The sequence below is a fragment of the Vibrio sp. 10N.261.46.E11 genome, assembly GCF_041472735.1.
In the GTDB taxonomy this organism is placed as follows: domain Bacteria; phylum Pseudomonadota; class Gammaproteobacteria; order Enterobacterales; family Vibrionaceae; genus Vibrio.
In genome coordinates this window covers 198274-218663 of record NZ_JBFRQW010000002.1, presented here as the reverse complement: position 1 = coordinate 218663, position 20390 = coordinate 198274, and the positions used below count along the sequence as shown (strand labels likewise).

General features: G+C 44.1%; 16 protein-coding genes. 11 read left to right on the top strand and 5 right to left on the bottom strand.

Annotated features, from left to right (window positions below):
* Positions 1 to 32 precede the first annotated feature (32 nt).
* Positions 33 to 974 carry a lipase family alpha/beta hydrolase gene (locus AB4407_RS01365; protein WP_372117855.1) on the bottom strand — a complete coding sequence of 314 codons (942 nt, stop codon included), beginning with the start codon at positions 972 to 974 and terminating at the stop codon, positions 33 to 35.
* Positions 975 to 1489: 515 nt separating this feature from the next.
* Between AB4407_RS01365 and AB4407_RS01360 the strand changes: the two genes are divergently transcribed.
* The gene (locus AB4407_RS01360; RefSeq protein ID WP_372118041.1) at positions 1490 to 2737 is read left to right on the top strand and encodes an SGNH/GDSL hydrolase family protein; all 1248 of its coding nucleotides are present in this window, start codon (positions 1490 to 1492) and stop codon (positions 2735 to 2737) included.
* A 149-nt stretch (positions 2738 to 2886) separates the two neighbouring features.
* Here the strand turns inward: AB4407_RS01360 and AB4407_RS01355 are convergent, their stop codons facing one another.
* Positions 2887 to 4218: a DEAD/DEAH box helicase gene (locus AB4407_RS01355; protein WP_009845828.1), complete on the bottom strand. Its 1332-nt coding sequence runs from the start codon at positions 4216 to 4218 to the stop codon at positions 2887 to 2889.
* Positions 4219 to 4578: 360 nt separating this feature from the next.
* Here AB4407_RS01355 and AB4407_RS01350 point away from each other — a divergent pair, with 360 nt between their 5' ends.
* The gene (locus AB4407_RS01350) at positions 4579 to 4845 is read left to right on the top strand and encodes an Lpp/OprI family alanine-zipper lipoprotein (RefSeq protein ID WP_372117852.1); all 267 of its coding nucleotides are present in this window, start codon (positions 4579 to 4581) and stop codon (positions 4843 to 4845) included.
* 196 nt (positions 4846 to 5041) lie between these two features.
* Here AB4407_RS01350 and AB4407_RS01345 read toward each other — a convergent pair whose 3' ends face one another.
* A complete protein-coding gene (locus AB4407_RS01345) occupies positions 5042 to 6016 on the bottom strand; it encodes a L,D-transpeptidase family protein (RefSeq protein WP_372117849.1) in 975 nt (324 codons plus the stop codon).
* Between the two features lie 347 nt (positions 6017 to 6363).
* Between AB4407_RS01345 and deoD the strand changes: the two genes are divergently transcribed.
* From deoD to AB4407_RS01325, 4 genes are all read left to right on the top strand, one after another.
* Positions 6364 to 7074 (top strand): purine-nucleoside phosphorylase, encoded by a 711-nt coding sequence (deoD, locus tag AB4407_RS01340; RefSeq protein ID WP_004732072.1) that lies wholly within the window; start codon positions 6364 to 6366, stop codon positions 7072 to 7074.
* 80 nt (positions 7075 to 7154) lie between these two features.
* Positions 7155 to 8624: a lactate dehydrogenase gene (locus tag AB4407_RS01335; RefSeq protein ID WP_372117846.1), complete on the top strand. Its 1470-nt coding sequence runs from the start codon at positions 7155 to 7157 to the stop codon at positions 8622 to 8624.
* A gap of 186 nt (positions 8625 to 8810) precedes the next feature.
* Complete coding sequence (locus AB4407_RS01330) at positions 8811 to 10280, top strand: tetratricopeptide repeat protein (protein WP_372117844.1); 1470 nt, start codon at positions 8811 to 8813, stop codon at positions 10278 to 10280.
* On the top strand, positions 10280 to 11860 hold the full coding sequence (locus AB4407_RS01325; protein WP_372118039.1) for a diguanylate cyclase domain-containing protein: 1581 nt from the start codon (positions 10280 to 10282) through the stop codon (positions 11858 to 11860). The genes AB4407_RS01330 and AB4407_RS01325 overlap by 1 nt, the downstream gene beginning before the upstream one ends.
* A gap of 55 nt (positions 11861 to 11915) precedes the next feature.
* Here the strand turns inward: AB4407_RS01325 and AB4407_RS01320 are convergent, their stop codons facing one another.
* Positions 11916 to 12824, bottom strand: a complete 909-nt coding sequence (locus AB4407_RS01320) for a DMT family transporter (RefSeq protein ID WP_372117843.1) — start codon at positions 12822 to 12824, stop codon at positions 11916 to 11918.
* Positions 12825 to 13086: 262 nt separating this feature from the next.
* Between AB4407_RS01320 and AB4407_RS01315 the strand changes: the two genes are divergently transcribed.
* The 5 genes from AB4407_RS01315 (at position 13087) to AB4407_RS01295 (ending at position 18011) form a co-directional block, all read left to right on the top strand.
* Positions 13087 to 13482: a DUF3302 domain-containing protein gene (locus AB4407_RS01315; RefSeq protein WP_372117840.1), complete on the top strand. Its 396-nt coding sequence runs from the start codon at positions 13087 to 13089 to the stop codon at positions 13480 to 13482.
* Positions 13482 to 14612 (top strand): HlyD family secretion protein, encoded by a 1131-nt coding sequence (locus AB4407_RS01310; RefSeq protein WP_372117837.1) that lies wholly within the window; start codon positions 13482 to 13484, stop codon positions 14610 to 14612. Before AB4407_RS01315 ends, AB4407_RS01310 begins: the two co-directional genes overlap by 1 nt.
* Positions 14613 to 14925: 313 nt before the next feature.
* Complete coding sequence (locus AB4407_RS01305) at positions 14926 to 15474, top strand: ECF-type riboflavin transporter substrate-binding protein (protein ID WP_048662433.1); 549 nt, start codon at positions 14926 to 14928, stop codon at positions 15472 to 15474.
* Positions 15475 to 15480: 6 nt separating this feature from the next.
* Positions 15481 to 17175, top strand: coding sequence for an ABC transporter ATP-binding protein (locus tag AB4407_RS01300; RefSeq protein ID WP_372117834.1), 1695 nt, complete (start codon positions 15481 to 15483; stop codon positions 17173 to 17175).
* Positions 17172 to 18011 carry an energy-coupling factor transporter transmembrane protein EcfT gene (locus AB4407_RS01295; RefSeq protein WP_372117831.1) on the top strand — a complete coding sequence of 280 codons (840 nt, stop codon included), beginning with the start codon at positions 17172 to 17174 and terminating at the stop codon, positions 18009 to 18011. Before AB4407_RS01300 ends, AB4407_RS01295 begins: the two co-directional genes overlap by 4 nt.
* A 153-nt stretch (positions 18012 to 18164) precedes the next feature.
* On the opposite strand, the gene glgB is transcribed toward AB4407_RS01295, so the two are convergent.
* Positions 18165 to 20345 (bottom strand): 1,4-alpha-glucan branching protein GlgB, encoded by a 2181-nt coding sequence (gene glgB, locus AB4407_RS01290; protein WP_372117828.1) that lies wholly within the window; start codon positions 20343 to 20345, stop codon positions 18165 to 18167.
* Positions 20346 to 20390: the final 45 nt, after the last annotated feature.

Below are 20390 nucleotides of genomic sequence, written 5' to 3'. Positions count from 1 at the left end.
TTCCTTGCTCTCTTTAGGAATGACTATGTGGCCTATAAACCGGCTAACTTCAATCGATTGGCGTGCTGACGATATAAGGTCACCGGGTCTGTTTCAAAAAGATGGTGGATACCCAATAGTCCATTGATCTCGTCTAGGTGATTCATTTTGTAATCATCACCAATCACTTTGCCCAAATGCGCGCTACATGCTCCAACTAACCCATCATTAGGTTCATTGAAGGCTAAGCCAAGGATTGTCATCGCTCCGTCAGTAGGATCAAGAAGATTGGTGAAAGTGGAAGACCCTGTCCATGAATAGTAATAAACGCCGTTTTTTGCTTGCCATTCACCATCACCACACTCAGACGTCGGAACGCCTTCAGGGTAAAACTGATTAAAGGCAAGAGAGCCTTTTGTAGTCAGCGCTTCAAGAGACGCAAGTCCATCTTGATCAAGGTCAGTTCCACCAGATAACAGGTTGATAAGCGCCGTTAATCCACCCGCTAATTTCACCGCGATACCTTCTGTGACAGAGCCTTCAGATACGTTCCCGCGAACAAGGTCTGCCACTTTAGAACCTTTATGAACACCACCAATACTCGTCACCGAAGCAACAAGATCAGGTCGAACCGATGCGACATAGCGCGCAGTAGGACCACCGTGACTATGACCAACAAGATTCACTTTACTTGCGCCTGTCGCGGCTAACAGCGTCTCGACTTGAGCGAGTAACTGTTCACCACGAACTTCGGAACTGTTGGTAGCAGAAACCTGAGCAACGTATACGCTCGCACCATCTTTAGATAGAGACTCCGGTACGCCATAGAAGTAATCCACTCCTGCTAATGTATCGAAACCAAACAAACCGTGTACCAGCATAATAGGGTATTTCGTTGCAGTGTATCCGCTGGTTTCTAATGCTGATGCGCTTGTTCCGGCATAGACGCCAAAACTGGATAGGCAGGCTATCGTCCAAATTAATATCTTTTTCAATGCTCTTTCCTTAAACAGATTAGACCTCTGATGAGCAAGGAAACCGTAGATGATGATTTTATAAAACAAAAAGTAACAACTTGATATTTGTGATATTGAACTTGAATTAAACAATTGTGATGAACATAGAAAATGCAACGTCGCTTGATATTACCAACGGGTAAGCTACTGATTAAATTATAATTTACCTCCCACCCTTCTGATAACGTTTTACTTGAGCATTCAATAGACACATCATCCCGTACCGATCAATGACGACGTGTTTGCCTGCGATAGTTCGTTAAAATCAAATGTTAGATATTAGCCATTGCACTTCGAAGCCGTTGTTTTTCAATCAAAAAGAGGTTGAAACTTTGACACTGATGCCAGTTATAAGCCGCGAACAAACTGAATGTATTGACGAGAGTTATTGGTTTTAGATATAGGTCATACCAGTTATTAGCAATTCAGTTATTAAAACAATCACAAGCAACAACGTTTTGTTTGGCTCACTAAATATAAAAGAGAATACAGTGATGAAAAATACGGCTTTTATACTCGCGTTAACCCTGCCTTTTGGCGCTTATGCAGCTGAAGATTCAATACCGACACCTGAACCCATTACATCCGCACAAGTACTTAGTACACAAGGTTCAGAGACCTATTCTTATGTTCGATGCTGGTATCGAACCGATGCCTCACATGACTCTCCAGCTTCCGACTGGAAATGGGCAAAAAAGGAAAATGGTGATTACTACTCGATCAATGGATACTGGTGGTCTTCTGTATCCTTCAAGAACATGTTCTACAGCGACGCTCCTCAATCTGAAATCAAGCAGCGTTGTGAACAGACGCTCGACATCCAACATGACGCCGCAGACATCACTTACTTTGCAGCAGACAATCGCTTCTCTTATAACCACTCGATTTGGACAAATGACAACGTTGTCCAAGCGAACACCATCAACCGTATCGTCACCTTCGGTGATAGTCTTTCTGACACCGGTAACCTATTTAACGGTTCTCAATGGGTTTTCCCGAACGCTAACTCATGGTTTTTAGGGCACTTTTCAAACGGTTTAGTCTGGACAGAGTATTTAGCCAAGGCGAAAGATGTGCCTCTTTATAACTGGGCAGTAGGTGGGGCTGCTGGCACCAATCAATACGTCGCATTAACCGGAGTATATGACCAAGTCACCTCTTACTTAACCTATATGAAAGTCGCCAAAAACTACCGCCCTGAAAACTCGTTGTTTACTTTAGAGTTTGGCCTCAATGACTTTATGAACTACAACCGAGAAGTGGCCGATGTAAAGGCCGATTTCAGCAGCGCTTTGATACGCTTAACGGAATCTGGTGCAAACAATATCCTGCTGTTCACCTTGCCCGATGCAACCAAAGCACCTCAATTCAAATACTCAACTGAACAAGAGATCATTAAAGTTCGTGGCAAGATTTTAGAGTTCAATCAATTCATCAAGACGCAGGCCAAGTATTACCAAAGCATGGGTAAAAACGTGGTGTTGTTCGATGCAAGCGCGTTGTTCGCCAGCATTACCGATAATCCAGAGCAACATGGCTTTCGAAACGCGAGTGATGCCTGCCTAAATATCAATAGAAGCTCAGCAGCCGACTACCTAAAAAGTCACAGCTTAACCAATGATTGCGCAGCGTACGGATCAGACAGTTATGTCTTCTGGGGGGTGACACACCCAACCACCGCCACTCACAAATACATCGCCGACCATATCTTGGCGTACTCGTTCTCAACGTTCAATTTCTAGCTAACAAGCTCCTAAGTATCATCAGATACCGCCTGTAAGTGCCGAAAGCTAAGGCTTACGCAAAGTGCAGATACAAAAAAACCGCCATCCTCGGCGGTTTTTGTTTGCATCAGCCTTTCAAGGCTAAGCTTTTAGCTTACACGAGTTGATTACTCGTCGTCAGTTTTTGGCGCAACTTTCTTCTTAGGGATAAATACGGTATCACCCACTGCCACATTCTTGTGGAAGCTCTTATCGCGCTTAACCGGTTTTTTCGGAGTTTTCTTAGCTTGAGTATTGGTTTTCTTCTTCGCAGGCCCGCCTTTAGCAAAAGCAGGTTTACGCGGCTTAATGCCTTTGAATTTACCTTTCAAGCCTTCAAGTACTGAGAAAGTAAGATCTTGTTGAAGGTAAAGCTCAACACGCTTGAAGCTGTCCCAGTCTTTTGGACCCACCAAAGAAATCGCATCACCTTTGTTACCCGCACGACCGGTACGACCAACACGGTGCACGTACTCTTCTGTATGTTTAGGCATGTCAAAGTTAATAACGTGGCTTACGTTTGGAATATCAATACCACGGGAGGCAACGTCTGTTGTTACCAAAATCTTGTAAACCGCACGCTCGAACTGGCTCATAATTGCATTACGTTGCGTTTGGTTTAGGTTACCGCTCAATGCCACCGCTTTAAGCTTCTTCTCGTTTAGCTTCTCGGTTAGGCGATCAGTATCAGCACGAGTTGCCGTGAAGATCATCACCTGACGGTATTCCGCTTCTTCGATAACACGATCCAGAATTGCTTCTTTATGATCGAGATGGTCACACAGGTAAAACTTCTGAGTGATATCAAGGTGCTGTTCGTTAGAAACACCCACTGAGATGCGTTTAGGTGAGTCTAGCATTTCATTTGCAATGTCGTTCACTTCCGCGTGATCGAGCGTCGCAGAGAACATCAACGTTTGACGGCGACGGTGTTTAGCTGCATTCGCGATACGACGCAATTCAGGTGCGAAACCTAAATCAAGCATACGGTCAGCTTCATCAAGGATTAGCGTTTCAACACCATCTAGGAACAATGAACGATGTTCTAAGTGGTCAGCAAGACGGCCTGGGGTTGCAACAATAAAACGAGGGTACTTACGCAGAGCTTTAACTTGGTCGTTAAAGTTTTCACCTCCCAAAATAAGTGTCGCTTCGTAAGACAGACCACCAAGCATGCTACGCAGCTCGCCGTAAACTTGCTTTGCTAGCTCACGAGTAGGAGCCAAAATTACACCACGAGGATCTTTAGCAGAAAACGCTTTTGTTTTTAATGCTTTATGTATCATCGGCAACACAAACGCCAATGTTTTTCCTGATCCCGTTTTTGATGAAGCCAATAGATCCTTACCAGCAATAGCAACAGGGATCGCTTTTGATTGGATCTCTGTCGCCTTCTTGAAGTCGTAATGTTTTAAGTTCTTCAGTAAGCGGTTATCTAAGCCTAAATCTTTAAAGTGCAAAGGACTCTCCAGTCATGATGGTATTGAATAAAATTAATTTAACGTGACATGATACCGCGAAAGTACTTTATAAGGATAGAGATCACAGAAAATTTATCCCTTTATCTCTCGTTTGCTAGAACATTGTATGCATTGCTCGCAAAGAAATAACTCTCCAAAACACATCAAAACCGGCTCTCACCCCTCCATCTCATAAACGAGACATAACGTGACGCTCAGCTAATTACCTCAAAAATTTAGTAATTTCTCTAGTTATTGTTTTTGCAGTTAAAAAATTAGTCGCTACAATCATTAATGAAGCGACTATATGATAAAGAATGTATAGCGCATCTTTTGATGATAAATAAGCAAGGAGTTCTTATGAATAAGACGTTAATCGCAGCTGCAGCCTCAGTTTTCATTTTAGCTGGTTGTTCTTCTGAGCCAGAAGAAGCTGCAATGTCACAAATGGATCAATTGACTAACCAAGTTGCTGAGCTAACCAGTGAAGTTGAAGCACTTAAGGGTGACAAAGCTGCAGCTGAAATGAAAGCTCAAGAAGCTACTGCAGCCGCTATGGCAGCAAAAGAAGAAGCGGATCGTGCTAACGACCGTATCGACAACATCGCAGAGTCTTACACTAAATAGTTTGAGAGCTCAGTGCGATTAAGCTGTAGATTAAATCAGTCGCAAAATGCAGTAAATAGACAGCACCACCTCTTAACGGATGTGGTGCTTTTTTTGGGCGTTACTAATTCGAATAGAAGGCATTAATTCGAGTAGAAGGTATCAATTCAAGTAGACAAAGGTAAAACCGCCCCTTGTTACAGAAGAGGCAATCAAATTAGAACTCAATCACAGGTGGGGCTATCTCAACAGGCACACCATTTTGAGCAAATATCACCGCTTTCGCTTTTGAATTTGGTAGATCTGCATCTTCAAGCCACCATTTTAATTCAACGGGGATTTGCAATAATTTCTTAGAGCCGTCGCTTCGCGTCAATGGTTCGTGAGCTTCAACAAACACGCTTCTATCTGGTTCTAAAGACACTTTAATCGGCTCATCGATTATTGTGACTTGTTCACCTCGGCTCACCTGTCCAAAAAGCCACTCAATATCTTTAGGTTCCATACGGATACAGCCAGAGCTGACTCGCAAGCCTATCCCAAAGTCTTTATTGGTGCCATGTATCAGATAGTCACCTGCACCATAAGCAAGTCGCAATGCGTACTCGCCCAGAGGGTTTTCCGGCCCAGCAGGAACCACTCTTGGTAGCTCAATCCCTTTCTCTAAATACTCTTTACGAATTGAGTTTGGAGGCGTCCAAGTCGGGTTGGGTCTTTTTTGGCTTATCTTAGTGATCATCTCTGGGGTATCTCGCCCCACTCGGCCAATGCCAACAGGAAATACATGCACCTGATTTTTATCAGGTTCAAAGTAGTACAACCTCAATTCAGCAAGATTAATCACAATACCTTTTCTCGGCGTATCCGGCAAAATCAAACGGCTAGGAATGCTTAATACATAGCCTTCAGCAGGAAGAAAAGGATCGACCCCTTTGTTTGCCGCCATTAAAGAGAGAAAGCCAATATCGTATTGCTTAGCAATGATGGCCAACGTTTCACCAGCAGCCACTTCGTGTTGTTGTATTCTGCCGACGATGCGGCTTTCAGCCGGAGGCAGTACAAAAGTCGCCGCAGACACACACGACGAAGCCATTGCTACCACGAGCATGGTGACCCTCACTAGAGGTAAAGCTACCTTACGTATCTGTGTTCTCATTGAGTGCAAAGGCGTCGAGTTAGCGCGATACGACATACAATTCCTTGGTTTGTCTTTTTATCAAAGTTTAGATTATCGCTGATCAAACGTCGCGACAACGTATTGTTGTCTCTAAATCAATATGCAACAGGCTTGTTTTTGCTAATTTTACTGTCGGTACCGTGCAATTAGCCGATACAAAATCGATTGCCTCTAAACTTCCAACATATTTAGTTATCAATTACAATAATACTTTAAAGGTAGAGCATTTTTGTGACAAGCATCTCACGGACCCTCGTTTTAACTCGCTAATATTGCCTCAACAAAACGAATTCAATTCAACAGAATCGGTAATTAATAAAACCCTGTTCCTATAATTGCCGTTGAAACTTTGGAGAACGACCATGGCTACACCTCATATTAATGCTCAAGCTGGTGATTTCGCAGAAACTGTACTTATGCCAGGCGACCCGCTTCGCGCAAAATACATTGCTGAAACATTCCTTGATGACGTGAAGCAAGTTTGTGACGTTCGCAACATGTTTGGCTACACAGGCACTTACAAAGGTAAGAAAGTTTCTGTAATGGGCCACGGTATGGGTATCCCATCATGCTGCATCTACGTACATGAGCTAATTGCTGAGTACGGCGTAAAAAACGTTATTCGTGTAGGTAGCTGTGGTGCGGTACGTGATGACGTTAAACTAATGGACGTTGTTATCGGTATGGGCGCATCGACTGACTCAAAAGTAAACCGTATTCGTTTCAACAACCATGACTTCGCGGCAATAGCTGATTTCGGCCTTCTAGAAGAAGCTGTAAACCAAGCTCGTGCACAAGAAGTTCCAGTTAAAGTTGGTAACGTATTCTCTGCTGACCTTTTCTACACTCCAGAGGCTGACCTTTTCGAAAAAATGGAAAAGCTAGGCATCCTTGGCGTTGATATGGAGGCTGCTGGTATTTACGGTGTTGCTGCGGATCTTGGTGCTAAAGCCCTAACTATCCTAACGGTATCAGACCACATCATCCGTGGTGAGAAACTAAGCTCTGAAGATCGTCAAAAATCATTCAACGACATGATGAAAGTTGCTCTAGAGACTGCAATCAACATCTAACGATTTGATTAGATACATCGAAAAGCGTTACCCCGCAGCCAAACTCATTTGGCTGCTCAAATAATCCCGAGGGGGAGATCGTGTCTAACGACAAGCTGCCAAAAGATGCATATGGTTTGCAACTCAACTTTTGTAAAACATTGGCGTGTGACAACTTTGGCTTGAGCGATGCAAAACGGTATGTTTTGCAACACGCAAACCCTAAGCGTCCAGCGATGGTTTGTCGTGAATGTGGAGCTTTCCCCCCCTTACTTAACAATCGTGAAGTGTTAAGCGAACTTCATCGCCTAAGACAACTTCACAGCGACGGGCTTCCTGCTTGTCGTAATGATGATTGCGATAACTTTGGCTTATCGGTTCATACCCACAAACATCTTTATCATGCCTTCGGCTACAGTGGCGATAGGCAGCGTTACAGATGTAAAGACTGCCAATCAACCTTCGTTGATAAGTGGTCAGGATCCAACAAAAAACTTCAGTTTCAAGAGAACCTCATGGGCTTATTGTTCATGGGGTATTCAGTACGTGAAATTTGTAGAAAATTAGAGATCAATCCAAAAACTTTCTATGATCATGTTGACCATATCGCCAGTCGCTGTCGTCGCAAGTTGGCGATGATCGATGCTCGTTGGGTCAACCATGCTAAAGATTACGAATTCGCTTCTCACTACCAACGCCTGCAACCGAAAAGCAACAATGGTGTGGTATGGATAGCGACTGGCGAGGCACACTCTGGCTACATCCTTTGCCAACACGTCAATTACTCTCAAAATGAAGAACCATCTGGAAGTGCTGATCACAACCCTTATGATGACGTTGCACGCTTTGTGTCTAAAGAGCACTCTTCAGAAGCGAATCTCGAACTTCCTCAGCCGTCTGACAAACTGAAAGAGCGCATTGAGCAGCAATATCAAGTAATTCTTGCGAGAGGCAATGTAGAGGACCCGATGGGGAACCTTACGACATTCAGTTACCCTTCGAAGGGCGCGCTAATTCGACCGCCTTATACTTCCTATGCTCACTTCCTACACGTGCTTGATATGTGTGATGAGAATAAGCATGTCACGATCTATATGCCACAAGATCCATTACTAAGATCTGCCGCTCTAAGCGTTTGCTTGCCGCGTATTCAGAGTCAAAATGTTGACCTTATGTATGTAGAGGAAGACTCAGGTTGGCAAGATGACCAAAATTTTGAAAAGATCGACATCGTTCATATGAGTTGGTGGCGCGATCGTTGGGCTATCGCGAGTCAAGGTGACAGTCAAAAAGGCATCTGCTACCTAACGGGTAATAATCCAGAACCAAAACAGTGGCTTAATACAGCTTCAATTCAGCAAACAAAGTTCTATCAACAACGTTTTCAGTTGTTATTTGATAGCTTCATCAATGAGCCCAGACGTAAACTCCGCCCTGGAGGCATTCTTCCATTACTCGACATATTTAGATCTTGGCACAATCTGTGCTACCAAGATAAGCAAGGGTTAACGGCAGCACAACGCTTAGGTGTGACAGAGCAGCCATTAACTCTTAGGCAATTGCTTTCATAGAGATTTACCATCTAGACAAGCGCTCTAGAACTCATTGATTTCAAAGCAAAAGCATGAGATAACACCCAAAATTGGAAAAGATACGTGTCCCCTTTATGCTCAGCGAAAGATAATTGATGCTTATCATCAATCATACTCCTATAATGATTGTGTTATCAATATGTTCGATAATTATGGATCTAAGCCTTGGACAAAAATCAGTACCTTCTTGAAACCGAACTAGAACAACTCAAAACTCGCGTTGATTCTGAGCCATTGGTGATCCTAGAGATCGCACAACAATGCCTAGTCAGATCAGAGCAAGTTCTGTTTGAAGATGGCGCTATCCAGTCATTAATGTTAATAGCGAGATGTTATTGGAACCTTATGGATTACCAGAAAGGTTTAAAATACATCAAGGAAGCCTACAAACGCCAAAGCCGATTAGATACCGATCATTTTCTCCCTGAAATTCTCCATTTACACGCACTCCAATTTTGGGGACAAGCCAAGTATTACTCCGCCCAACAGTTCTGGATCAATGCATTAGAACAATCGGCACTGGTTGATGAAGTTGAGATTCAAATTGAATGCCTCATTGGCCTTGGTAACATTTGGCGAATGACTCACGAATATAAACTTGCACGCTCTACCCACCAGCTCGCTGTAAAAGTCGCGAATAACAGCCGCATTGGTTGGCTAGAGGGCAAAGCAAGAATACTCCTCGCATGGGATTACTACCTGCTTAACAACTATGTTGAAATGCTGTCGGTACTCGACGGTGCAGAAGAAGCGTTAAAAGAGCATAAAGATAACACTTGGCACGCTGAAGTATGGGATTTTCGAGGCCTTGCCCTACTTGGCCTTGAACGTTTGGATGATGCAGAACGAGCCACAGCCAAAGCGCACAAGCTAGCAGTAGAGCATAATCTGGTATGGATGAAAGCGCATTCCTACATCAGCCGAGCTAGACTGGAGCTCTTAAGAAAGAGGCCAGAACAGGCCGCCGAGTTGCTCAGGCTGGCAGAAGAGTCAGCAAACGAATTCGATAATGGCGAACTGCTTAGCCAAATCTGTTATCAACAGTCTTTAGTCGCAGAAGAAAATCAAGATTTTGAAGCTGCGTTAGTCGCCTTTAAAAAGTACCGTCAATATTCTATCGGTATGCTGAAAGAACAAACAAATCGTGTCGGTTTAGACAAAGCGCGCAGTTCAAAACGCCAACTTGAGCAGAGAGCTCGTAAGCTAATTAACCGCATTCGAGGTCAACACGAACACGACCCGGAAAAGCACCTCTCTTATGTCGTTTCCGAAACCTTCTGGTGGGAAAAACTGGTACTATTTAAGACGGAGCTTAAACGCTCTAATCACTGCATCATCATGTTCCATCACGTCGATACCGATTACTTAGATGTCTGTACCGAGATAGCGCATACCTTGTGTAATCAGAACGACTTCATTGCAAGGCTAAGTTCAGAACGTGTGGCTCTGATGCTTTCCGAAAAAGGCGAAGCTGCAGACCAGATCTTTCAAACTCTGACCACCATGCTAGATATCTATCCATGGCACAGAAAAGGATTAAAGGGTTCGAGACCGACCGTCAGCCTCAACGATATTTTGACGTTCCCGTTCACTCTTGAACAACTAGAAGAAGACGATGCTGAGGTAACAGAATGATGGAAACCCTATTAAGCAAGATTACAGATGCAGGTCTAGATCCTTCATCGGTATCGGGTGAAGAGGCGATCATATTCTGGAATCATATTCGCCAACACGTTTCGACGACACAAACAGAACAAGCACACTGTTACATCATCAGCTCTGAGTACCGCGCCGAGTTACAACAAAATCAAACCAGTATTGAAGAGTTGAAACTCGCACTCGACCTACTCCACCTTCCTACAGATATAGAAGATATTCTTACTGTAAAGACCAGCTTAAGTAACCGCTTGGTTGAAATTGGTGATTACACGTCGGCACTGAATGAATTCGTTAGCTCATCGACAATCGCCGTTGAGCACGGACATATCGATGAATATGTCATGGCTATCTTGGGTATGGGGAACCTGTGTGACGCTTACGGAGATCATAGCAGAGCTCTTCGCTACTACCAAAAAATCAATAGCATAGATCACGCGATAAGCAGTCGATCACTTCGTCTTAAATTCAAGCTTTATATGGTAGCAAGTCTACTACTGCTTAACCGAATAACGGCGGCCAGCGATTTACTGAACGAATGCGAAGAACTGAGCATTTTAGTGAGTGATAAGCTACTCACAGCTCAGATACTGTTGTATCAAGCAAAAGTGCTCCGTGCTAAGAAAAAGCACCATGAAGCGCTACGTTGTCTGTCAAAAATTCAATACCCAGCCAACAGTACTCAAGCAAGTTGGCTCGCGACCATGACTCGTCTAGAGTTGGCACATAGCCTGAGTGCGACCGGAAAGCAAGACTATGCAAGTATGATCTTGTCGATCACCCACAAACGTGTGAAGCCCGGCTCGTCACCAGTGCTTGCGAAGCGCTTCTATGATTCTCTAAGTGATGTGTGTATGAATCAAGGACGTTTTCAAGAAGCGCTGAGCTACGAGAAAAAAGGCTACCGAATCGAAACGGATCTGATGAAGCAGATCCCGATCAGCGAACTTGGTGCAAGCCAACTGCGCCGTCTATCTCGGTTTGAATTACAACTTAAACTCATTCTCTCCGAACAAGAGAACAAAGAGCTTAAAGAGACAACAGAGCAACATAAAAATACAGTTGCTCAGCTACAACAAGATGTTTTCACCGATCCACTGACTGGGTTACACAACCGTCGCTGGTTAGATGTGAAACTGAAAGATCTACTGCTACACGAAACGCCTTTCGCATTAATGGTTATCGATATCGACCACTTTAAGTCAATCAATGATGAACTGAGCCACTTAGTGGGTGATAAAGCGATCGTCAGCGTTTCTCAAGAACTGCGTTCATACTTTAAGTTTAGAGGCGCGTCATGTGTCAGGTTTGGCGGAGAAGAATTTCTCGTCATCCTTGAGAATACTGACCTTGCGAAAGCAGAGATGCACTCTGAAAATTATCGAGAGCGTATCTTCCAATTTGGGTGGCATGAAATACTCGGCGAGCGTGGTTTAACCGTTAGTATCGGTATCACTTTGCATCGCGATGGAGAAAATACTCAGCGTACCTTCTATCGTGCAGACAAAGCCCTATACCGAGCTAAAGCCAACGGCCGCAATCAAGTGTGTACAGAGTAGTAACACGCCTGTCTGTAGGTCTGTAGGTCTGTAGGTCTGTAGCTAAGCCAGCCTCTTATTGATAAAAGAACAAAGAGATTCCACCTAATGCGGCCAGTGTCCCGATGATACTTTGCTTTGACACCTTCTCTCCTCTAATCGCATAAATCACCAAAATAAAGACCGGGCTGGTCGCTATTAATGTTTGAGCAATCGCAGGGTTGGCATTTTTCAACGCCACTTGCTGAAGCCATAGAGCGAGAAACGTCCCGACAAAGATTGCCCCTAATAACCAAAGTTTATCGAGCTTGGTCATTGCCCATAAATCTCTTTTTATCGACGAGTACGGCTTCTTTTCAACGAAAGGGATAATCAGCATTGCGGCAAACACGCCAATCGTCAGGCGAATCAAAGCACCTAACAATGGTGGGATGTCACCCGCCACCAATGCGTAGTGGGAAATCACCACACCCGACGCCTGACAAACACTTGCCATAAGCCCATATCCAATGCCCCCCCACTGTGCTTTGTCATTAGAAATATCATTACCGTTCGCTGATTTCGACGGCTGAAAGACCACAAAGGTCACCGCTAAGGTTGTTATCACAACACCGAGCCAACTTTGCAAAGTGAGTGCCGCGCCAAGAAACATTAATGCCAAAACACCAGAAAGAGGTGGAGCCAGAGATTCCAGCAACAAGGTCTTATTGGCACCAATTCTTTTTAATGCCGCAAAATAGGCGCTATCTCCAATCGCGATTCCAATAACACCTGAAACCGCCAAGATCCAAAAATGGTTAGCACTCAGTTCGAATTCAGGCATCGGTATTAACGGCATGACTAAAAGCATCATACCGGAGGCTACAACCCCCTTAACAATGTTCAATTGCATCGCAGAGAAGCGATGCCCAAACTGCCCGTAAATCCATGTCGCACATGCCCACACCATCGCAGCGCCAATGGCCGCTAATTCACCTATATACATCCGCATTTATCCTTTATTTATTGTAGTTATGGTTATGCGCGTCGTTTAAATCGTAACTGTCACCTTATCCGCAAGAATACCAACAAGAAATCCGAAATGACCTATTCAAGTTCAATTGGATTTTATAAGATCCATCAATGATTTTATTCTCATTATCAGCGGCAACATATTATTTGCAGATTGGTAAATCATTTTGATAACAATTACTTGGATGATAGCGTAGTATATTTGTAACTAACATCTTACATTACAAGGATCTGTTATGTTTTTAGACTACTTTGCACTCGGTCTACTGGTTTTCGTAGCATTAGTTATCTTTTACGGCATCATCGTTATTCACGATATTCCCTATGAAATTGCGAAAGAACGCAATCACCCACATCAAGATGCTATTCATGTCTCAGGTTGGGTTAGCCTATTCACTTTACACACTATTTGGCCGTTCCTCTGGATTTGGGCCACACTATGGCGCAAAGATCGTGGTTGGGGCTTCGCTAAGCTTGAAGAAGAACAACACGATATTCATCACCGAGTCGACACTCTCATCGACCAAGTGAGTGCACTTCAGAATGAAATCGCACAACTAAAGCAAGCGGGCACTGAGCAAAACAGCACAGAGAAACAGACAAATAACGTTCAAGATCAGGAGGCTAAGTAATGGATTTACTGCTGATAATGACCTATGCGGCGCTTTGTATTACGATTTTCAAAGTATTCAAGATCCCGCTAAACAAATGGACTGTCCCCACCGCCGTACTGGGTGGTGTTGTCCTCATCGGTACTTTGATTCTATTGATGAATTACAACCACCCTTTCACACAGATCGGTAACCAAGTTTACTCTACGACACCGATTGTTTCTGGTGTGCGCGGTAAAGTCATCGAGGTTCCGGTTGAAGCAAATAAGCCTCTCAAGCAAGGGGATATCCTTTTCAAAATAGACCCGATTCCTTTTGAAGCTGAAGTTGCTAAGCTGCAAGCCAAAGTAAAAGAAGCGAGTCAAGGTGCCTTAGGTCTAGAGTCGCATGTTGGAGAAGCCGAAGCAGCCAAAATAAAAGCCATTGCAGAAAGAGATAAAGCTCAGCGCGAGTTTTCTCGTTACAAACGTGGTTTTGAGAGTGGTGCATTCACTGAACAACAACTCGATACTCGCAGACAAGCTTATAAGGGTGCAGAAGCTGCAGTGAAAGTAGCCGAAGCAAACCAACAACAGGCTCAGATCGCACTTAACTCTGAGATTGGCGGTGAGAATACAGCGGTTGCAGGCTTACTTGCTGATTTACGTAAAGCGGAATTCAATCTTGACCAAACGGTAGTAAGAGCACCAACCGATGGCTACGTAACTCAACTAGCTCTTCGCCCGGGTGTCATGGCAGTACCACTTCCATTAGCGCCTGTGATGACCTTTGTTCACACTGAGGCTCAATTCTATACGGCAGCCTTTAGACAAAACTCGCTACAACGCCTGCAACCTGGCTACGAAGCTGAGTTTCTATTTAGAGCATTACCAGGGAAAGTGTTTCAAGGACGTATTGCTGAAGTCATCCCAGCCATTGGTGAAAGCCAATTTCAAGCTCGAGGCACACTTCTAGGTACTGACGCACTGCGTACTAGCGGCCGTGTATTTGTTAAGCTGACCATCACTGATGATCTGTCTGAGTACCATTTACCAATGGGTACTGCCGTTGAAGTTGCCGTTTATTCTGACAGCTTCACTCACGTATCTATCATGCGTAAGGTGCTTATTCGTATGAAGAGCTGGCAGAACTATCTATACCTAGATCACTAAGTTACCGTCAGCTAAACCAAAAAATTAGCGATGCTTAGCCCTAAAATAGAACTAACACATTGTTAATATGAATGAAAAAGCCAGACTCGTTCTGGCTTTTTGTTGCTTGATTAACCGCAAAGTCGCGCTTTTTACACAATATTTAAGTGTTCAGATGGAATTTTAGACATCTAGACACTTATCTTCCCTTATGGAAGGGTTCTACTGTATAATACGCGCCTTATTTTTTGTATTTGCCCAAAAAACGTTCTCATTGAGACGCATATCAATAATGGCGAATATTACGCTTTATTTTCAGTATTCGAGGTTATCTATGAACTTTTCAGCTAAAACAGTCGTCGTTATCGCCATTGGCGCGGCACTGTACGGCATTGGTGGTTTACCTATGTTTGGTGTCCCAGTGTTTGCTAACACGACATTGAAACCAGCAATGGCAGTTCTCGCACTGTTTTCTGTTCTGTTCGGCCCAATTGTGGGCTTCTTGGTCGGCTTCATTGGACACTGGGTAACAGACTTATTCGCAGGTTGGGGAGTATGGTTAACTTGGGTATTAGGCTCAGGTATCGTGGGCATGGTTATTGGCCTATTCCCTATGATGACTAAAAACCGTCTTCAACAAGGCGAACTACCAATGAAAGATTTTGCGCTATTTGTCGTGCTTGCTCTAGCAGGTAATGTTGTCGGCTACGGCTGTTCTGCATTCCTAGATACCATTTTATACGCAGAACCATTTACTAAAGTCTTCACTCAACTGTCTATCATCGCAGCGGGTAATACCGTTCTGATCGCTGTTGTTGGCTTCCTGATCTTAAAATCAGTCGCTAAGCGTAACAAACAAAGCCGCAACCTGACCGAGGCATAAACGCTAATGGCTATAGCATTTTCGAACTTCTCTTTTAGATATGAGTCGCTGGATAAACCGACGCTAAAAAATATCAATCTAAGGATAGAGAAAGGAGAGAAAATCGTCATTATTGGACCAAGTGGTAGTGGTAAATCTACGCTAGGTCAGTGTCTCAATGGTCTGATACCTCATGCAATTAAAGGTGAGGTATCTGGTTCTTTAGAGATCAACGGCAAGAATATCTCTGAATTTTCAATGCACGACTATACCGAGCAAGTAGGCACAGTATTACAAGATACTGATAGCCAGTTTGTGGGGTTAAGTATCGGTGAAGATATCGCGTTCGCATTAGAAAACCAGTTGATGTCGAACATTGATATGTATCCGTTAGTTAAGTCGACGGCAAAAATGGTCGACCTAGCGGATATGCTTGATCGCTCTCCTCATGACCTTTCTGGTGGTCAAAAGCAACGCGTATCGTTAGCGGGTATCTTGGTTGATGACGTTGATATCTTACTGTTTGATGAGCCTCTAGCCAGCCTTGACCCTAAGACAGGCAAGGCAACAATTGAGATCATCGACCAACTGCATAAAGAAACCAATAAGACTATCGTGATTATCGAGCATCGCCTCGAGGATGTCCTACATCGCGATATCGACCGCGTGATCTTAATGGAACGTGGTGAAATCGTTGCTGACACAACACCCGATGAAATCTTGGCTTCTGAATTACTTGATACACACGGTATTCGTGAACCGCTTTACTTGTCTGCACTTAAAGCAGCAAAAGCTCCTTTGACTAACGAAGATAAGCTGTCAAACCTCAAAACTTTGGATTACAAAAGGTTCCGTCCTGCAGTTAAAGCTTGGTTTGCTGAGCGCCCGGCACCGGTAGCAGAGAAACAGTACCAGCCTTTGCTCGAAGTTCATGGCTTAACTTATTCTTACGACGGCGAAAAAAATGCACTCGAAGATGTGAGTTTTAAAATTGGTAAGGGTGAGTTTGTCTCGATTTTGGGCAAGAACGGTTCGGGCAAATCCACTATCACCAAACTCATCATGGGTGTGATAGATGCTGATTCAGGTTCTTCCTATCTAAATGGTCAAGACTTATCTGAACTTTCCATCTTTGAAAGAAGTCAGAAAGTCGGTGTGGTCATGCAGAACCCGAACCATATGATCTCGCATCATATGATTTTTGATGAGATTGCTTTTGGTCTTCGTAACCGCGGTATGGCAGAACAGCTGGTCACAGAAAAAGTAGAGAACGTTCTTGAGCTTTGCGGGTTAAGTAAGTTTCGCCACTGGCCCATTGAGGCGCTGAGCTACGGTCAGAAAAAGCGCGTAACGATCGCTTCTATCTTAGTGTTGGAGCCTGAACTCCTCATCTTAGATGAGCCTACAGCAGGCCAAGACTACCGTAACTACACATCGATGCTGGCGTTCATTCAAAAACTCAACCGCGAGCTAGGCATCACCGTTGTGATTATCTCACACGACATGCACCTCGTTCTCGAGTACACCACACGTTCAATCGTGATTGCAGACAGCAAGTTGATTGCCAATGCCGCGATGACAGAAGTATTCAGTCAGCCATCGCTGTTAGAACGCGCAAATCTTTGTACCACTAGCATTTATGAACTCGCGACCATGATGAAAATCGACGACACCAATGCATTTATGCAGTACTTCATCGACTACGAGAGAAGCACTCAATGAATGCATCAAAAGTAAAATTCGGCATCAATTACATTGATACTAAATCACCGTTACACGCACTGAACGGCATCACTAAATTTGTACTTTTTCTCGCTTGGGTCACTGTGGTTTTAACTACGTTCGACCTAAGATTGATTGCGTTACTTATTGCGACTGGTTTATTCCTGCTAAAGCTTACCAATGTACCTGTGCGCGTTTATAAGCCTTTGTTATTGGGAACGGTGAGTGTATTAAGCCTAAATGCTTTATTCATGTTTCTGCTTGCTCCACAGCAAGGTACAGAGCTCATCGGTAGCGAGACTCTATTGCTGACACTGCCGGGGAACTACTCGTTGAGCCAAGAGACTCTGTTTTACTTAGTCACTGTCACGCTCAAATACATGAGCATGTTCCCGATAGCCCTAATTTTCGTCTTTTCCACGCACCCGACCGAGTTTGCAGCAAGCCTCAACCGTATCGGCGTTCCATACAAAATCGCCTATGCGGTCAGCTTAACACTGCGTTATTTACCTGAAGTTAAAAAAGACTTCATCAATATCATGCACGCGCAACAAGCTCGTGGCGTAGAGCTATCGAAGAAAGCTCCTTTACTCACTCGTATCAAAAACGTTGCTAAGGTTCTAGGCCCGCTCATTTTCTCTAGCTTGGACCGTGCAGACGAGATTTCAAACGCAATGACGTTACGAGGCTTTGGCAGACATAAGTCACGGACTTGGTATAGCTATGCGCCTTTGAAACGTATCGATTATGTTTGGCTAATGGTTATCACCTTTATCGTTGTGTTAGCGATCGTAAAACGTGTTTTAGAACCGCAGTTATTCTGGTATCCATTTTAGATTGTTTCATTGAAATCGACGCTTAAATTAGGTGCCGCTTAATGTTCGACTTAACGACATTCAGCCGTCTTAGAATGAAAATCGAAACAAAAAGAAGGGAGCCTCAGGGCTCCCTTTGTCGTCTTTGTGATCACTTACTTACTGCGATTGTTATTAGTTTAATTTGTAAAACACCGTTGATAGTGGTGGCAAACGCAGCTCAATCGACGTGTCCAAACCTTCGCTTGCTATTGATTCAACCTGAGCAAGCTGCTTCACTTCAAAACCACTGCCTGCGTAATCAGCCGAGTCAGTATTCAGCAATAGCGAGTACTGTCCTTGGACTGGAACACCTAGACGGAAACGCTCATGAGGAACGGGCGTAAAGTTAGAAACAACCAATACTCGTTCACCCGACTCACTAATACGTTCATGAGCTAAGATACTTGCTTCAGCAGAATCTTGTAGACGCCATTCAAAACCTTTCGGGTCGAAATCAAGATCGTGCATTGCTGCCTCAGAACGGTATAGATTGTTCAAATCTTTCGTTAAGCGTTGGACACCTTGATGGCGTTCATATTCCAACAAGAACCACTGCAGTTGATCATCATGGTTCCATTCAGCCGTTTGACCGAATTCAGCGCCCATGAAGTTCAGCTTTTTACCCGGTTGTGCATACATGTAACCCATGTAAGCGCGTAGGTTAGCCGTTTGCTGCCACTCATCACCCGGCATCTTGTTGTGGATAGAGCCTTTACCGTAAACCACCTCATCGTGAGACAAAGACAATACGTAGTTTTCGCTATGAGCATAAACCAACGGGAAGGTAATCGTATCGTGGTGATATTTACGGTTGATTGGATCTTCTTGAATGTAAGACAAGCTATCGTGCATCCAACCCATGTTCCACTTAAAACCGAAGCCTAAACCGCCCATAAAGGTTGGTGCTGAAACACCCGGGAAAGCCGTCGATTCTTCAGCAATTGTCATCGCGTTAGGGAAGTGTTTATAAACTTCTTCGTTCATCCACTTAAGGGTCGCGATAGCGTCGTAGTTTTCATTACCGCCGTCAACATTCGGAATCCATTGATCATGGCTACGCGAGTAATCGAGGTACAACATCGAAGCAACCGCATCAACACGAATGCCATCGATATGGAATTGTTCGAACCAGTACAATGCATTTGCTACTAAGAAGCGACGAACATGCTCTTTACCTAAGTCGTAAATGTACGAGTTCCAATCTTGGTGCCAACCACGGCGTGGATCTGGATCATGGAACAAAGGCGTTCCATCAAAGTTAGCTAAGCCGTGATCATCACTTGGGAAATGAGCAGGAACCCAATCGAGAACAACACCCAAACCAGCTTGGTGACATTGGTCGACGAAGAATTTGAAATCATCTGGAGAACCAAAACGACTTGTTGGTGCGAACAAGCCTATTGGCTGGTAGCCCCAAGAACCGTAAAACGGATGCTCTGAAACCGGCATCAACTCTACGTGTGTGTAACCCAGATCCGTTAGATATGGGATTAGCTCTGCCGCTAGCTCACGGTAGTTTAGGAATTCACCTTCAGCATTGCGCTTCCAAGAGCCGGCATGCAATTCATAGAATGAAAGGGCTTCTTTGCGCTTTTGCGTTACCGGGCGATTCTGCCATTGAGAATCTTGCCACTGGTAGCGAGCGTGATCGTAAGTCACAGATGAAAAAGATGGGTACTGCTCAGAGTAGAAACCCCATGGGTCAGCTTTATGCGGTAAGCCTTCACCATTTGGCCCTTTTAATTCAAACTTGTATTGAGCGCCTTCTTCCAGTTCAGGAATGAATAGGCCCCACATACCGTAATCTAGACGCTGCATTGGGTGGCGACGACCATCCCAAGCGTTGAAGTTACCCACCAAGCTAGCCGCTGTTGCATGCGGTGCGTACACCAAGAAACGCGTGCCTGAAATCGTCTGTCCATCACGCTCTAGCGTAATAAACTGAGCCCCCATGTGATGATACATATCTTTCGGTGTATGAAGGTCCTCATAACTCGCGTACAGATCATGGTATTGGTATGGATCATCGATGATCTGCTCTACACCATTCCAATCAACCGCAAGTTTGTAGTGAGTAAAACGTAAGTCTCTTTCTTGCTTAAGAATGAAACCACTTTCACCCTCTCGCGCTAACTTAATACGAGGTTCCTTTCCAACAATCAACTCGACTTTATCTGCCCCAGGAATCCATACTCGTAATGAACCTTGTTCAGAAGGTAAGTATGGCCCTAAAAACGCAAATGGGTCTGTGAAGCAAGCCTGTGATAGTTGGGTATATATTTGTTTTTGCTTTGAAATCGAACTTAGTTCCAAAACGCTTCTCCCTAACCAAACATCCAAAAAACATAATACAAAAAT

Excerpts from the sequence above, each read along its gene's own strand:
- AB4407_RS01360 (WP_372118041.1), top strand. The coding sequence starts at position 1,490 with ATGAAAAATACGGCTTTTATACTCGCGTTAACCCTGCCTTTTGGCGCT.
- AB4407_RS01350 (WP_372117852.1), top strand. The coding sequence starts at position 4,579 with ATGAATAAGACGTTAATCGCAGCTGCAGCCTCAGTTTTCATTTTAGCT.
- AB4407_RS01345 (WP_372117849.1), bottom strand. The coding sequence starts at position 6,016 with ATGTCGTATCGCGCTAACTCGACGCCTTTGCACTCAATGAGAACACAG.
- deoD (WP_004732072.1), top strand. The coding sequence starts at position 6,364 with ATGGCTACACCTCATATTAATGCTCAAGCTGGTGATTTCGCAGAAACT.
- AB4407_RS01325 (WP_372118039.1), top strand. The coding sequence starts at position 10,280 with ATGGAAACCCTATTAAGCAAGATTACAGATGCAGGTCTAGATCCTTCA.
- AB4407_RS01320 (WP_372117843.1), bottom strand. The coding sequence starts at position 12,824 with ATGTATATAGGTGAATTAGCGGCCATTGGCGCTGCGATGGTGTGGGCA.
- AB4407_RS01315 (WP_372117840.1), top strand. The coding sequence starts at position 13,087 with ATGTTTTTAGACTACTTTGCACTCGGTCTACTGGTTTTCGTAGCATTA.
- AB4407_RS01310 (WP_372117837.1), top strand. The coding sequence starts at position 13,482 with ATGGATTTACTGCTGATAATGACCTATGCGGCGCTTTGTATTACGATT.
- AB4407_RS01305 (WP_048662433.1), top strand. The coding sequence starts at position 14,926 with ATGAACTTTTCAGCTAAAACAGTCGTCGTTATCGCCATTGGCGCGGCA.
- AB4407_RS01300 (WP_372117834.1), top strand. The coding sequence starts at position 15,481 with ATGGCTATAGCATTTTCGAACTTCTCTTTTAGATATGAGTCGCTGGAT.
- AB4407_RS01295 (WP_372117831.1), top strand. The coding sequence starts at position 17,172 with ATGAATGCATCAAAAGTAAAATTCGGCATCAATTACATTGATACTAAA.